The organism is Mesorhizobium helmanticense (genome assembly GCF_003034915.1).
Lineage (GTDB): Bacteria > Pseudomonadota > Alphaproteobacteria > Rhizobiales > Rhizobiaceae > Mesorhizobium > Mesorhizobium helmanticense.
This window is the reverse complement of sequence record NZ_PZJX01000032.1, coordinates 13,426-27,635: the sequence shown is the minus strand read 5'-3', so window position 1 is coordinate 27,635 and position 14,210 is coordinate 13,426. Positions and strand designations below refer to the sequence as shown.

The window sequence follows — 14,210 nt, the reverse complement described above, 5'->3', positions numbered from 1 at the left end:
TGCCAGGGAAAACGCAACATCATTTGTTGAACATTCATTCAGAATGGCTGGACAAAATGCCGGCTGCCATGTCAAATTCCGCACATCCGGGAGCGGATCACGCAAAATGAAGGGTCGGACGCCATGAGGGCTCAGCGCATATGAAGGCGTGGGATGCGATCGTCATCGGCGGTGGCCACAATGGCCTGGTCAATGCCTGCTACCTCCAGCGCGCCGGGCTCGACGTGCTGGTCGTGGAGAAGAACGACTGGGTCGGCGGCGCCGCCACCAGCCGCGAATTGACGCCCGGTTTCCTCTATTCCAACTGCTCTTATGTCTGCTCGCTGTTTCGCCCCGAGATCATGCGCGACCTCGAATTGCCGCGATTCGGCCTGCAGGTGATTTCCTACGAAGGCGGCGCGGTGTTCACCCGCGACGGCGACTACCTCGCCAACTACCGCGACCACGATGCCCATCGGCGTGAGTTCGCCCGCTTCTCCAGACGCGATGCCGAAGCCTATGACCGCTATGCCCGCGACGTGACGCGGCAATGCCGCTTCATCCAGCCGCTGCTGATGCGCACCGCACCCGACCCGACCAGTTTGCGACCACGCGACCTCGGCGAGCTTCTTTACCTCGGCAAGAAATTCGCCGGACTGTCGGCCGAGGAAATGGCGCTGACACTGCGCTTCTGGACCATGTCGATCTCGGACTTCCTCGACGAATACTTCGAGACCGATGTCATCAAGGCGAATTTCGCTTTGTCCGGCATCATCGGCACCGCGCTCGGGCCGATGTCGCCGGGCACCGCCTATGTGCTGCTGCACCACTATATGGGCGAGGTCGACGGCTCGGTCGGCGCCTGGGGCTATGCGCGCGGCGGCATGGGCGCGGTCACCAGGGCGCTTGCCGCGTCCTTCCAGGCCTCGGGCGGCACCATCCGCACCGGCGCCGAGGTCGACCATGTGCTGATCCGGCGCGGCAAGGCCAAAGGCGTCATCCTTGCCGACGGCGAGGAGATCCATGGCAAGCTCGTCGTTTCCAACGCCGACGTGAAGCGCACCTTCCTCAAGCTGGTCGAGGAAAAGGAACTGCCCGACATCTTCCTGCGCCGGGTCAGGAACTTCAAGATCCGCGGCTCCTCCGGCAAGGTCAACATCGCGCTCGATTCCCTTCCCGAATTCCCCGCGCTTCCGAAGGATTCGCCGGTCTATCGCGGTGACATGCATTTCACCGATTCCATGGAGCGCATGGAGCGCGCCTATGACGACTGGAAGGCCGGACGCTGGTCAGCGGACCCTTTCCTCGACATGGTTATCCCGACGACGCTTGACCCGACCATGTCGCCGCCTGGCAAGCACTTCATGAGCTGCTTCGTACAATACGCCCCGCCGAAGGTGAACGGCCACGACTGGACTGATGCCGACCGCGACGGTTTTGCCGAAAGCGTGATTTCGCAGATCGCCGAATACTCGCCGGGCTTTCGCGACCGCATCGTCCACATGGAGGTGCGCACGCCGCGCGAGATCGAGGCCGAGGTCGGTCTCACCGAAGGCAACATCTTCCAGGGCGAACTGACCTTCGACCAGCTTTTGTTCAACCGGCCGGTGCCGGGCTATGCGCAATACCGTTCGCCGCTCAGTGGGCTCTATATCTGCGGCTCTTCCACCCATCCCGGTGGTGGCGTCATGGGCGCACCCGGCCGCAATGCCGCGGCCGAGATCCTGCGCGACCTTGCAAAGCCAATTCACCATATGAGCCCGGCCCATGACGTCATTTGATGTTGTTGTCATCGGCGGCGGCCACAATGGCCTCGTCGCTGCCGCCACGCTGGCGAGAGCAAGCCGCAAGGTGCTGGTGCTGGAGGCCGCCGGCGACATCGGCGGCGCGGCACGCACCGAGGAATTCGCACCCGGCTTTCGCGTCTCCTCAGTTGCCCACCTGCTGAACCGGCTGCATCCCGATGTCGTGAAGTCGCTGGAGCTGGAGAAGCATGGGCTGCAATTCGCGCGCGCCGACTTCGTGCCGTCAGTGGCGCTGTCAACGGACGGCCCACCACTTGTCCTGCATGGCGCCTATGGCGAAGTGCTGACCGGCGCCATCCCGTCCGAACAATCCGCCTGGAAAGAGTTGCGTGCTCAGCTGCTGCGCTATGCCGGCATATTGAAGCCGTTTCTCGCGCGCCGCCCGCCCGATCTCGGCGGCATGTCGCTGCTCGAGACGGCAGCGCTCGGCCAGACCGCGCTGGCGCTGAAGAAACTCGGCAAGGAGGACATGCGCGATTTCCTGCGCGTGCTGCTGATGAACGTCGCCGACCTGCTCGACGAGCAGCTCGCCGACGACCGCCTGAAAGGCCTGCTCGCCTTCGACGCGACGCTGGGCAGCCATCTCGGCCCGCGTTCGCCGACCTCGCTGCTAGGCCTCTACTACCGGCTGGCGGGAGAAACCGCTGGCACGGCCGGCGCGCAGACACTGCCGAAGGGCGGCATGGGCGCGATCGTCGCCGCCATCCGCGCGGCGGCGGAAAAGGCCGGCGCGACAATCCGCACGGGGACACCGGTGGCGAAGATCATCGTCGAGAAGGGCCGCGCCGTTGGCGTCGTCCTCGACAAGGGTGAGGAAGTTCGCGCCAGAACGATCGTTTCGGCCATCAATCCGGCGACCACATTTCTTGACCTTGTCGGACCACGCGAGATCGACACCGGTTTCGTCCGCAAGGTGAAAAACATCCGCATGAACGGCGATGCGGCGAAGCTGCATCTGGCGCTCGACCGGCAGCCCGAATTCACCGGTGTCGATGCCGCCGGCCACAAGGGCCGGCTGGTCATCGCGCCTTCGCCCGATCATGTCGAGCGCGCCTTTAATCCGTCGAAATACGGCGCGTTCTCGCCCGAACCGGTGATGGAGATCACGCTGCCCAGCCTCGCCGATCCATCGCTGGCGCCCAGCGGCGCCTGCGTCCTGTCAGCCGTGGTGCAATATGCGCCCTATGCGCTGAAGGAGGGCTGGAGCGCGGGCAAGCCGAAATTCCTCGAAGTAATCATGGCTCAGCTCGAGACTTATGCACCGGGAATCGGCAAGACCGTGCTCCATGCCGAGCTTTTGACGCCGGCCGACATCGAGGCCCGCTACAGGATGCCGGGCGGCCACTGGCATCACGGCGAATTGCAGGCCGACCAGATGCTGATGTCGCGGCCCGTTTCCGGCTGTTCAGGCTACGACACACCGCTCGAAGGGCTGTTCCTCGCAAGCGCCGGCTCGCATCCGGGCGGCGGCGTTTCCGGTGCGCCAGGGCTGAATGCCGCCAAGCGCATTATTGGGATGAAGGGCTAGACCATGGCACAGGCGATAGAAAAACAATCCAGCGCGCCAAGGAGCCCGGTCATCCCAGCCCGCACAGCGGCGCAATCTCATTTCCGCACGCTGCGGCTCGGCACGCCGTTCCAGCCGCGCATCGATGCGCTTGCCAGGACCAATGACTGGTACAATTGGGCCGGCTATCGCGCTCCGCATTCGCTGTGGGATGAGGAGCTCGAATATTTCGCCATTCGCAGCCAAGCGGCTTTGTTCGACATCTCGCCGATGACGAAATACCGGATCGAGGGAACGGACGCCGAGGCCTTCCTCGACCGCGTAACATTGCGCGACGTGACCAAACTGAAAGCAGGACGCGTCCACTATACCGCCTGGTGCGACGACGAGGGATTCGTGCTCGATGACGGCACGCTGTTCCGGCTTTCGCCGACGCGGTTCCGGCTGTGCTCGCAGGAGCGGCATCTGCCCTGGCTGCTCGACAGCGCCATAGGCTTTGACGTCACCGTCGAAGAAGAAACCGAAGCCGTCGCCGGTCTGGCGTTGCAGGGTCCGACGTCCTTTGCCGTGCTGCGCGATGCCGGTTTTGCCGGCGTCGAACGGTTGAAGATTTTCGACCTTGCCGAGTTCCCGCATGATGGCGGCCCCCAGGGAACCAGCCAGGTCACGATCTCGCGCACCGGTTTCACCGGCGATCTCGGCTACGAACTGTTCGTGCCGGCTGAGCAGGCGCTCAGCCTCTGGGACCGGCTAATGGCGGCGGGCGAACTGCGCGGCATCCGCGCCATCGGCTACACCGCGCTCAACCGCGCCCGGCTCGAAGCCGGACTGATCGTTGCCAATGCCGATTTCGTCACCTCCGAGCACGCGGTTCGGCCCGACCGCTTGCGCATGCCGGACGAGATCGGGCTCGGTTTCATGATCGACCTGGAGAAGGGTCATTTCAACGGCCGCCGCGCCATCCTCGAGGCCCGCGCCAAGCATCGGCTGCGGCATGTGCTGGTCGGGCTGGAGATCGAGGGCAACATCCCGGCCGAACATGCCATCGTCTATCACCGCAAGAGCCAGGAGGTCGGGCTGGTCAGCGCCGCCATGTGGTCGCCGATGGCCAAGCGCAACATCGCCATCGCCTCGCTGGCGCGGCCGTTCGGCGATACGATGGTCGACGACCTCTGGGTCGAGATCTATGCCATGCGCGAGTTGCAGTACCAGAAGCTGATGAAACGGGCGAAGGTGGTGCAGCGCCCCTTCATCAAGCTCGACCGGCGCACCGCCAATCCACCAGCGGATTTCTGACCATGACGGACGAGCACGACAAGCACGACGCCAACGAGGAAGCGGCCGAGCAGTGGGAACTGGTCAACACGCCGCTCGGTGAAAAATGGTCGGGCCGCACGCGCTATGCCGCGGCGATGTTCTTCTACAAGCGCGGCGAGATGAGCGCCGAGACGCTCGAAGCCTATCGCATCTGCGCGCGGCTGGACTCCACCGATCCGCTACCCATCATCCGTAATCGCGGCGTCGGCCAGGACTGGCTGACGCGGATGGGCTACAAATAACGACGCGAGCGAATTTACCCGATCGTCTTTTCCAGGATGTTGAGCCAATTGCGATAGGCGATCTTTTCGATCAGCGCGCTTCCGAAGCCGCGCGCGGCGAACGCATCGATAAGTTTCGGCAATCCGGTAACGTCACCGATCGGGGCCGGGATCATGGCGCCATCGAAATCCGAACCCAGGCCAACGCCGTCCTCGCCGAGCGCCTGCAGCAGTGAATCGACATGGCGCACCATGATGTCGAGGCTGGTGTCGGCATTCATCCTGCCGTCCTCGCGCAGGAAGCCGGTGGCGAAGTTCAACCCGACCATGCCGCCCGACTCGCGGATCGCGCCGAGCTGCCATTCGGTGAGGTTGCGCGAATGGCCGCAGATCGCGTGCACATTGGAATGGGTCGCGACCAGCGGTGCGTCGCTGATTTCGGCGACGTCGCGAAAGCCTTTTTCGTTGAGATGGGAGAGGTCGATCATGATCTTGAGCTTGTTGCAGGCCTTGACCAGCGCCTTGCCGGCGTCGGTCAATCCAGGCCCGGTGTCGGGCGACGAGGGAAAGCGGAACGGCACGCCGTGACCGAAGGCGTTCGGACGGCTCCAGACGATACCGAGCGAGCGCAGGCCGGCGGCGTGCAGCACGTCGAGCATGGTCAGTTCGGTGTCGATCGCCTCGACCCCCTCGATGTGGAACACGGCCGCGATCGAACCCTGGGCCATCGCATGTCGCACGTCGCCGACACTCCGGCACACGGTGAGCGCCGAGGCACGTTCCAGCCTGAACAGGATCGAGGCCATGGCGACAGTGGAAGCAAGCGCATCGGCATGGGGAACCTCGGGCGGCAGAGGCTCGCTATCGCTGGGTGCCGGCGGAACCGCGCTGCGCCTCGACTTCTCGACCGGCGGCGGGAAGATTGCGAACATGCCGCCGGCAAATCCACCCTTTTTCGCGCGCGGCAGGTCGATATGGCCACCTTGCGTTCCCTCGATGAAGAGCTTTTCGACATCCGCGTCTTTCGACTGGTAGAGCCTGAGCAGCGTGTCGTTGTGGCCGTCGAAGACGGGAACGAGGTCGGTTTCGGTCATCAAGGGGTCATTCGATTGGTTGGTCGGCAGGAAGCGGTAGGCCCGTCGGCGGGCTGGCTACCTACTTAGGCAAGTCGGGCGATCCGTGCAAATGCCAGGGCGATAATGCTTTTGTGACTGCAGGTCCCGAACAACTGGAAGGGCGTACGACAAAGCCGTGCGCCCTTCCCCATCATTCACATCACGCGTCGTCATTCACATCAGGCGTCGCCTGCTATTGCTTCAGCACATCGGCCCATTCCGGATGGCGGCGGAACTGCGCGTTGGCGAACGGACAGAGCGGGATGATCTTCTTGCCCGCCGCGCGCGCGTCCTCGACCGCACGGGTGACGAGACGGACCCCCGCCCCCTGCCCGCGAAACGCATCCGGCACTTCGGTGTGGTCGATGATGAGCTGGTGCTCGCCGATCTTGGTGAAGGTCATCTCCGCCTCGGCGCCACCGGGCCCACGCAGGACATAGCGGCCCTTGGAGCCGCGATCCTCCAGTTCGATGTCAGGCAATTGGTCAAGCATTGCTTAGGCTCCTTCAACCGGCGTTGCGGACAGGAACCGCCGCGCCACCTCGATCTCGTTCGACTGCACCTCGTGGCCGCCGTCGTGCCATTCCACTGTGACATCGGCGCCATCGGCACGCAAATAGGCTTCGAGCCGCGAGGTCAGGTTCGGCGGGCAGATCGGATCGCGCCGGCCTGCGGTAACCAGGATGCGGCGGCCGGCAAGGCTTCCCTTCACCTCAGGCTCGAACGGGATTAGCGGATGCATCAGCACCGCGGCATCGAACAGGTCGGGCGCCGCGAACATTACCGAGGCCAGTATATTGGCGCCGTTGGAATAGCCGAGGCCCAGCACCGATGACGGCTTCGCCGCCTCGACATGCGCCTTGACGAAACCGGCCACCTTGTCGGTCGCCCGCGCCAGGTCGCCCATGTCGTAGACGCCCTCGCCGGTGCGGCGGAAGAAGCGCGCCGCACCTTGTTCCGAGACATCGCCGCGTGGCGAGACGATGGTCGCCTGCGGCGCCAGATCGCGCCCGAGCGACAGAAGCTGGCTCTCGTCGGCGCCGGTGCCATGGAAGACGAAGAGCAGCGGACCGCCCGGCGAACCGAGCGCCACCTTGTGGATGTAGGAATCCTTGTTCACGAGTTGATCCTCAGTCTTCGAGTTTCTGCAAATGCTGTTCCAGATAGGGCCTGAGATGCTGGTGCTGCGACGGCAGCTTCAGCGCCTCGCCGAGATGGGCGGTATCTTCATCACGGTCGAAGCCCGGTTCGTTGGTCGCGACTTCGAACAGCACACCACCCGGCGTGCGGAAATAGATCGCCCAGAAATAGTCGCGATCGATCACCGGCGTCACCTGGTAGCCAGTGTCCATCAGCGCCTTGCGCACCTCAAGCTGCTTGGCACGGTTTTCGACGGCGAAAGCGACATGGTGGACCGAGCCGGCGCCGAGATCGGCGAAGCCCGCACCCGGCAGCGATTCGATGTCGACGACATTGGCGCCGTTGCCGTTCTTCACCGCCAGCCGCCTGACATTGCCAGCCTTGTCGACCTCCTCATAGCCCATGAATTTCAGCAGTTCTTCAGTGGCCCCGCCATCCCGCAATCTGAGCGACACCGAGTGAAAACCGCGGATCGCCTCGCCCGAGGGAATGCCGCCCTTTGCCCACGGCGCGCGCCTATCGGCCTTGTCCTCGACCAGGGCGAAACCGTCGCCGTCGGGACCAGCGAAGGCGAGTCGCTGCTCGCCGAATGTCTCGTCGCGCGACAGACCGGCGACACCCTCATCGGCAAGACGCTTCTCCCAGTAGCCAAGAGTGCCCTCGGGCACTGAATAGACCGTGGTGCCGACCTCGCCGACGCCGTGGCGACCCTTGCCGATGTTGGGAAACGGGAAATAGGTCATCACCGAACCGGGCGTGCCGACCTCATCGGCATAATAGAGGTGATAGACGTCGGGCGCGTCGAAATTGACGGTTTTCTTGACCCGGCGCAGGCCGAGCTTTTTCGTGAAGAATTCATTGTTCTGGCGCGCATCCCTGGCCATCGACGTGACGTGATGCAGGCCCTTGATCTGGTCGAGCATTTCTTGCTCCTTCCTTTGTCCCTATGCGGCCCTTGCCGCTGTTCCACGCCAATATGAGGATCCACCCATTAGCGGCAAAGGCCATGAACACAGAATGGACTGTTCTTAAAAAGTGAACAGTACAAAGATTTTTGTTCACCATTTTGCCAAGAGGCGAGGATTGCTTCCCCCTCGAATTTCGGCTCCATGAGCGGCAATGTGGACCGTATGAGGAGGATACAGGATTGGCCAGGGAAGGCACACGCCCGAACATTCTCCTGATCAGTTGCGACCAGTGGCGCGGCGACTGCCTGTCGGCTGCAGGCCACGAGGTGGTGAGGACGCCGAATGCCGACGCGCTGGCCGCCGAGGGCGTTCTGTTTCGCCGCCACTATGGCGGGGCCGCACCCTGTTCGCCGGCGCGTGCTTGCCTCTACACCGGCCTCTACCAGATGAACAACCGCGTTTGCCGCAACGGCACGCCGCTTGACGCCCGTCACGGCAATATCGCGCTGTCCTTGCGCGGCCTCGGCTATGATCCGACCCTGTTCGGCTACACCGACGTGGCGCTCGATCCGCGCACCCTGGCACCGGGCGACCCCAGGCTGAGGAGCTATGAAGGCGTGCTGCCGGGCTTCACCGTGCGCCAGTTTTTGCCCGAGCACCAGAAGCCATGGCTATCCTGGCTCAAACTGCGCGGCGTCGATGCCAGCGCCGGCTCTCCCAACATCCATCGTCCGGCGAATGAAGCAGGCAGCATCAGCAGCGCCGTCACCGACGCGCCGCCGGTCTATTCGAAGGACGAGACGCCCACGGCTTTCCTCACTGGTGAATTCCTCCGCTGGCTTGGCGAGCAGGAGCGCGATGCGCCGTGGTTCGCGCATCTCTCCTACATCAGCCCGCACCCGCCCTTCATCGTGCCGGAGCCTTACAATACGATGTACGATCCCGCCGAGGGCCCGGCTTTCCGCCGCGCTGAAAATTGGCAGGTCGAGGCGGAAAGCCATCCTTATCTTGCTTACGATATGGGCCAGCAGCAGCGCACCAAGTTCCGCCCGGGCGCCGAGGGCGAGGTCCGTGACTGGGGCGACGAAAATTTTCGCCGCATCCGCGCGCTCTATTACGGCATGGTCTCGGAAGTCGACGCGCAGCTTGGCAGGATCTGGCAGGCGGTCAAGGCTGCGGATGCGTGGGACGACACCATCATCGTGCTGACCTCCGACCATGCCGAGATGATGGGCGATCATTTCATGCTGGGCAAGGGTGGGTTCTTCGACGGCAGTTACCACATCCCTCTGATCGTCCGCGATCCCCGCCGCGGCAAGGCGGCCGGCACCGGCGTCGATCGCTTCACCGAGGCAGTGGACATCCTGCCGACGCTGCTCGACCTGCTCGGGGAGCACCCGCCGCCCCATCTCGACGGACGCTCGCTGAAGCCATTCCTCGACAATGAGGCGCCTCGGGACTGGCGCGGTGCCGCGCATTGGGAGTTTGATTTCCGCTCGATTGCCGAAGGCGAGGCCGAACGCCATTTCGGCATCGCATCACGCCAGTGCAACCTCGCCGTCATCCGCACCGAGAAATTCAAATATGTGCATTTCGGCGGCGGCCTGCCGCCGCTTCTGTTCGACCTGGAAAATGACGCAGGCGAGTTGAACAACCTTGCCGCAGATCCCGCTTTTCTGCCCATTCGGCTGGAGTTTGCTGAACGGCTGCTCGACTGGCGGGCCGAGCATCTCGACCAGTCGCTTGCGCTGGCGGAACTGACGGAGGATGGCGTTGTTGGATATGTCGGTGAATTAGGGCAGTAGGGCAATATGTTTAGGACGCCACCCTACTGCCCTACTGCCCTACTGCCTTCTTCATTGCATCATCATCCGCTGTTCGTCGCGCTTCTCGGCATAGCTGTTCTTGTCATAGGCAGCCTGGGCCTCAAGTTGTTCCTTGGTGAAGGTTGTGTAGAGGTATTTCTTGCCGTCCTTGTCGGTCATGAATTTGAGGTTGTCCACGCCGACCGCCACCTCCTTCTCACCCATGCCGAGGAAGCCGCCGACATCGACGATCACCGCGTCGGGCTTGCTGTCGGGCGCCAGCACGACGTCGCCGATCTCGCCAACCCTGGCGTCGTTGGCGCCGTAGACGGTGGTGCCCTTCAGGTCGTCACCGCGAATTTCGCCCACCGGAACCTCGGTCAACGTCGACTTGTCGATCGCCGCGGTTTGAGTGGGATCGGTCGCCTTCGCATCGGGCGTTGCCGCAGCCGGAGCTTCAGCCGTCTTTTCCGCCGGGGCCGGAGCGGCGGTCTCGGTAGGCGAGGTCGGAGCGGGCGTCGTAGCGTCGTTGGATGCCGTGGTCGCTGGGGCTGGATCATAGGCCTTGCGGTTGAAGTCGGGCTGCGCCGTCAATTCTTCCTTGGTGGTCTGGGCCACCAGCCAGCGATCGCCGTTCTTCTGCGCCCATGCAGCCTTATCGAAAGGATAGGCGACACTCTTTTCTCCGATGCCGAGGAAACCGCCAACGCCGATCACAAGTGACTCCGCCTTGCCGTCCTTGGTCAGAACGATATCGTTGACGTCGCCGATATTCTGAGCGTCGTCGCCAGTCCCGTTGTAGACGCTTTCACCGATTATGTTGGTGGCGAGATTCCCCTCGGCGCGCTTCACCGGTTGAGCATTCATGTCGACGGGCGCCGGCGGTCCGCCTTGCGCACTGTCGCCGGAAGCGGAAGGTGCTGCAGGCGCCGCAGAGGCCGCGGGGGCAGGATCGTAAGGCTTGCGGTCGAATTCCGGCTGAGCCGTCAACTCTTCCTTGGTCGTCTGGGCGACCAGCCAACGGTCGCCATTCCTTTCGACCCTTTGCAGCTTGCCGTAATCGAAAGCAATGTCCTTGGCCCCGATGCCGAGGAAACCGCCAACTCCAATGACGGCGGATTTCGCCTGGCCGGCCTCGTCGAACACAACATCGCTGACCATGCCGATATTCTGGGCATCGTCACCTGTGCCATTGTAGACCGATTCACCTATGATGTTGGTGACGATGCTACCATCGGCGCGCTGCACGACCGGCGCCGCCTCCTGAGTGGCCGGCGCCTCCGCTGGCGCCGGTGTCGTCGCCGACTGTGCATAGGCGCCCGTTGCAATCAACGTGGCGAGTGCGGTCGTGGCTAAAAGGGTGCGGATCATCTTGATGTCCTCCTCGTGCGTGATTTCGTGCAGGCAGCGTCCCCTTGAACCGTCGCCGGAAGATCGAACGCGGCCTACTTGTTCACAACGTCGTGACCCCGTTGTTGTTCCGCCCTTCGGATTCGCCACGGCATACGGAACCTTTTCTCAGCCACCTCGTTTCAGCCTGCGGCTGGATGGATCCCGGCCCTTGAGTGTGACTGTCCCGGCCCCAATGGCTCGAATGGCAGCCAGCAGAAACGGAGCGGGGCATGCGATTTGCAGCGGTGCTGAACCGGGATGGCGGCACCCTGCGCACGACCGATCTTGCCGCCTTTTCGGACAGGATGCGCCAGACGCTGGAGGCTGCGGGGCATTCCCTCGATATCGACATCGTTGCTGGCAAGGACATCGTCAAGACCTTGGACAGCATCGCTGCCAAACGCAGCGTCGACATTGTGCTGGCCGGTGGTGGCGACGGCACCATTTCGGCTGCCGCGGCGCGGCTGATGGGCGGGAAGAAGGCACTCGCCATATTGCCCGCTGGGACCATGAACCTTTTCGCGCGCGGGCTCGGCATCCCGCAGACGCTTGACGCAGCCGTGAAATCCTTCGCTGACGGCGAAGTGATTGCGGTCGATGTGGCAACCGCCAACGGCCGGCCCTTCGTGCATCAGTTCTCGATCGGCCTGCACGCCAGAATGGTGCAGCTACGCCAGAACATGGAATTCGGATCTCGGCTGGGAAAGATGCAGGCCTCCGCGCGGGCCGCCTGGGCAACGATCAAGAATCCGTCGCCAATGAAAGTGACGCTGGCCGTCGGCGAGGCCGAGATTGTGACACGCACCACCGGCATCGGCGTCACCAACAATCTGTTTGGCGAAGGCCACCTGCCCTATGCCGACAATCCGGCCGGCGGCGTGCTCGGCATCTACGTCACTGTGGCGCAGCAGCGCAGCGAGTTGGTCAGATTCCTCTTCGACATCGCGCGCGGCAGATGGCGCGCCAGTCAGCATGTCGAAATCCACCAGGCCGACCGGGTCGTTCTGAAAATCCATTCGGCGGCCAGGAAATACCGTGCCGTCATGGATGGCGAATTGGTCGGACTTGAGCGCGAAACGACGATCGAAATCCATCCCGGCGCGCTGAATGTTCTGGTTCCGGCGCGCTCTGCCCAGGCGAAGGCCGCGTGATGCAAGCCGGCATGGTCAATCGGCAGGCTTCAGCCCTTGGGAAGCTCCCCCTGTTCAGCCGTCGGCGTCGTGTCGATCATCTCGCCGTAAATTTCAGCGATACCCCAAGCGATGAAAGCCAGAAGCAGCGCGGCGATCAAGATACGCAAGCCATGACGACCCCAGCGCCCCTGGCGGGCTTTGTCTTCAGGAATGATCTTGGCCATGTTTGGCCTCTCCGTTGGTTGGCATCGGCGTCTGGCAAGGCATTGTCGGGTAACGATTCCCTGTTACGAAAGTTCCTGAGACAACAGCGTGTGGCGGCGAAGACGGCAAGCCGGCGAATTTGGGTGCGTGGTGGATAAACGAGTCCAGAAAATGCCGGTACTGCCGGCCAGCGTCCGTCGCGCCGTCGACGACGCCGACCGGCTTGCCGTGCTGCATGGTCTCGACGCGCTCGACACAGCCGCGGATCCTGACTTCGACCGGATCAGCAGACTTGCCGCCGCGATGATGCAAGCACCTATCGCGCTGGTCACGCTGCTCGATGCCGAGCGGCAATGGTTCAAATCCTGTGTCGGACTGGATGAGGCCGAGACAGCGGCCGACATTTCCTTCTGCGCCCACGCCATCGCTGCGGGCGACGAACCATTGGTGGTGGCCGATGCCGCCGTCGATCCCCGCTTCTCAGCCAATCCGCTGGTCACCGGCGCGCACCATATCCGCTTCTACGCCGGCGCACCGATGGTGGTGGCCGGCGCCCGGATCGGCACGCTCTGCGTGCTCGACCGCAAGCCGCATGCATTTCCGTCCGCTGCCAAGCTCGAACAACTGAAAGCGCTGGCCGGCCTTGCCGCCAGCCTGTTCACGCTGAAGGACGCTACCCGCAACGCCGCCATAGCCGAGGCCGCGCTTGCGCGTGAGGAGAAGCGCCGCGCCATTGCCCTTGACGCTGCCTCGCTCGCCAGCTGGGCGTGGGACATCCGCACCGACATGATCGAATGCGATGTCCTCCTGTCCGAGCTGTTTAATCTGCCGCGCTCGAACCGGCTCAAGGCGCGCGACATCCTGACCGCCATCGACCCGCGCGACGTCTACCAGACGGAGACGCGCTTTCGCGATGCGCTGACCGGCAGCGACGACTATTTTGGCGAATACCGCGTCAAAGGCTTCGATCCGCCACGATGGATCGCCACGCGTGGCCGTGTCATCGAGCGCGATGGCGACGGCAAGCCGACGCTGATCTTCGGCGTCAATTACGACATCACCGAACGCAAGCTGGGCGAAGAGCGGCAGCGGCTGCTGCTGCGCGAGCTGAACCATCGCGTCAAGAACACGCTGGCGACGGTGCAGGCGCTGGCAACGCAGACCGTTCGTCATGCCCGCCAGCCGAGCGAATTCCTCCAGGCCTTCGGCGCCAGGCTGCAGGCACTCGGCGTCGCCCACAACCTCCTGTCCGACCGCGAATGGCGCGGCATCGGCATTCGCGAGCTCGTGCAGATCGAAGTGAAGCCGTTCGACAGCGTCCAGGAGCCGCGCATGACGATCTCGGGCGCCGACCTCCTGCTTTCGCCCGACCAGGCGGTCGGGCTTGGCCTGATCTTGCACGAACTGGCCAGCAATGCGCTGCAATACGGATCGCTGTCGGCGCCTTCGGGCAAGGTTGATCTCGATTGGAAGACCCTGGGCAAGAGAGGCGCGCGGCGCCTTGTGCTAACCTGGCGCGAGAGCGGCGGCCCCAAGGTGGCCCCGCCTGAACGCCAAGGCTTCGGATCGATCCTGATCCGTCGCAGCCTGGCCAAGGTCATCTCCAGCGAAGTGACCCACGAATACCGGCCTGAAGGCGTATTCGCTGAAATATCGATGCCGCTGGAGGATCTGTCGAAGTGAC

The 14,210-nt window shown here is 63.5% G+C and carries 13 protein-coding genes; 7 read left to right on the top strand and 6 right to left on the bottom strand.

Translation table 11 applies throughout. The features are described 5' to 3' along the window. The first annotated feature begins 140 nt into the window (after positions 1-140). From C9427_RS18855 to C9427_RS18840, 4 genes are read left to right on the top strand one after another with little or no spacing between them, the layout of a single operon-like run. Positions 141-1,760, top strand: coding sequence for a phytoene desaturase family protein (locus C9427_RS18855; RefSeq protein WP_107650626.1), 1,620 nt, complete (start codon positions 141-143; stop codon positions 1,758-1,760). Next, the gene (locus C9427_RS18850; protein WP_107650625.1) at positions 1,747-3,312 is read left to right on the top strand and encodes a phytoene desaturase family protein; all 1,566 of its coding nucleotides are present in this window, start codon (positions 1,747-1,749) and stop codon (positions 3,310-3,312) included. Before C9427_RS18855 ends, C9427_RS18850 begins: the two co-directional genes overlap by 14 nt. 3 nt (positions 3,313-3,315) lie before the next feature. Continuing rightward, entirely contained in the window at positions 3,316-4,587 is a 1,272-nt protein-coding gene (locus tag C9427_RS18845; protein ID WP_107650624.1) for an aminomethyl transferase family protein, read from the top strand. 2 nt (positions 4,588-4,589) lie between these two features. Continuing rightward, entirely contained in the window at positions 4,590-4,850 is a 261-nt protein-coding gene (locus C9427_RS18840; RefSeq protein WP_107650623.1) for a hypothetical protein, read from the top strand. A 14-nt stretch (positions 4,851-4,864) separates the two neighbouring features. On the opposite strand, the gene C9427_RS18835 is transcribed toward C9427_RS18840, so the two are convergent. The 4 genes from C9427_RS18835 to C9427_RS18820 form a co-directional block, all read right to left on the bottom strand. Beyond that, positions 4,865-5,923 carry a dipeptidase gene (locus C9427_RS18835; protein ID WP_107650622.1) on the bottom strand — a complete coding sequence of 353 codons (1,059 nt, stop codon included), beginning with the start codon at positions 5,921-5,923 and terminating at the stop codon, positions 4,865-4,867. A gap of 214 nt (positions 5,924-6,137) precedes the next feature. Beyond that, complete coding sequence (locus tag C9427_RS18830) at positions 6,138-6,437, bottom strand: GNAT family N-acetyltransferase (RefSeq protein ID WP_107650621.1); 300 nt, start codon at positions 6,435-6,437, stop codon at positions 6,138-6,140. Between the two features lie 3 nt (positions 6,438-6,440). Continuing rightward, the gene (locus C9427_RS18825; protein WP_107650620.1) at positions 6,441-7,064 is read right to left on the bottom strand and encodes an alpha/beta hydrolase; all 624 of its coding nucleotides are present in this window, start codon (positions 7,062-7,064) and stop codon (positions 6,441-6,443) included. 10 nt (positions 7,065-7,074) lie between these two features. Further along, a complete protein-coding gene (locus C9427_RS18820; protein ID WP_107650619.1) occupies positions 7,075-8,007 on the bottom strand; it encodes a VOC family protein in 933 nt (310 codons plus the stop codon). A gap of 224 nt (positions 8,008-8,231) precedes the next feature. On the opposite strand from C9427_RS18820, the gene C9427_RS18815 reads away from it, so the two are divergent. After that, positions 8,232-9,797: an alkaline phosphatase family protein gene (locus C9427_RS18815; protein ID WP_107650618.1), complete on the top strand. Its 1,566-nt coding sequence runs from the start codon at positions 8,232-8,234 to the stop codon at positions 9,795-9,797. Between the two features lie 51 nt (positions 9,798-9,848). On the opposite strand, the gene C9427_RS18810 is transcribed toward C9427_RS18815, so the two are convergent. After that, on the bottom strand, positions 9,849-11,168 hold the full coding sequence (locus C9427_RS18810; RefSeq protein WP_107650617.1) for a PRC-barrel domain-containing protein: 1,320 nt from the start codon (positions 11,166-11,168) through the stop codon (positions 9,849-9,851). A gap of 251 nt (positions 11,169-11,419) precedes the next feature. Between C9427_RS18810 and C9427_RS18805 the strand changes: the two genes are divergently transcribed. Then, complete coding sequence (locus C9427_RS18805; protein WP_107650616.1) at positions 11,420-12,340, top strand: diacylglycerol/lipid kinase family protein; 921 nt, start codon at positions 11,420-11,422, stop codon at positions 12,338-12,340. A gap of 29 nt (positions 12,341-12,369) precedes the next feature. Here C9427_RS18805 and C9427_RS34125 read toward each other — a convergent pair whose 3' ends face one another. Next, positions 12,370-12,546 (bottom strand): hypothetical protein, encoded by a 177-nt coding sequence (locus C9427_RS34125; protein WP_167434400.1) that lies wholly within the window; start codon positions 12,544-12,546, stop codon positions 12,370-12,372. Positions 12,547-12,697: 151 nt separating this feature from the next. Here C9427_RS34125 and C9427_RS18800 point away from each other — a divergent pair, with 151 nt between their 5' ends. Further along, positions 12,698-14,209 carry a sensor histidine kinase gene (locus tag C9427_RS18800; RefSeq protein ID WP_107650615.1) on the top strand — a complete coding sequence of 504 codons (1,512 nt, stop codon included), beginning with the start codon at positions 12,698-12,700 and terminating at the stop codon, positions 14,207-14,209. Position 14,210: the final 1 nt, after the last annotated feature.

Excerpts from the sequence above, each read along its gene's own strand:
- C9427_RS18820 (WP_107650619.1), bottom strand. The coding sequence starts at position 8,007 with ATGCTCGACCAGATCAAGGGCCTGCATCACGTCACGTCGATGGCCAGG.
- C9427_RS18840 (WP_107650623.1), top strand. The coding sequence starts at position 4,590 with ATGACGGACGAGCACGACAAGCACGACGCCAACGAGGAAGCGGCCGAG.
- C9427_RS18845 (WP_107650624.1), top strand. The coding sequence starts at position 3,316 with ATGGCACAGGCGATAGAAAAACAATCCAGCGCGCCAAGGAGCCCGGTC.
- C9427_RS18805 (WP_107650616.1), top strand. The coding sequence starts at position 11,420 with ATGCGATTTGCAGCGGTGCTGAACCGGGATGGCGGCACCCTGCGCACG.
- C9427_RS18855 (WP_107650626.1), top strand. The coding sequence starts at position 141 with ATGAAGGCGTGGGATGCGATCGTCATCGGCGGTGGCCACAATGGCCTG.
- C9427_RS18810 (WP_107650617.1), bottom strand. The coding sequence starts at position 11,168 with ATGATCCGCACCCTTTTAGCCACGACCGCACTCGCCACGTTGATTGCA.
- C9427_RS34125 (WP_167434400.1), bottom strand. The coding sequence starts at position 12,546 with ATGGCCAAGATCATTCCTGAAGACAAAGCCCGCCAGGGGCGCTGGGGT.
- C9427_RS18830 (WP_107650621.1), bottom strand. The coding sequence starts at position 6,437 with ATGCTTGACCAATTGCCTGACATCGAACTGGAGGATCGCGGCTCCAAG.
- C9427_RS18800 (WP_107650615.1), top strand. The coding sequence starts at position 12,698 with ATGCCGGTACTGCCGGCCAGCGTCCGTCGCGCCGTCGACGACGCCGAC.
- C9427_RS18850 (WP_107650625.1), top strand. The coding sequence starts at position 1,747 with ATGACGTCATTTGATGTTGTTGTCATCGGCGGCGGCCACAATGGCCTC.
- C9427_RS18835 (WP_107650622.1), bottom strand. The coding sequence starts at position 5,923 with ATGACCGAAACCGACCTCGTTCCCGTCTTCGACGGCCACAACGACACG.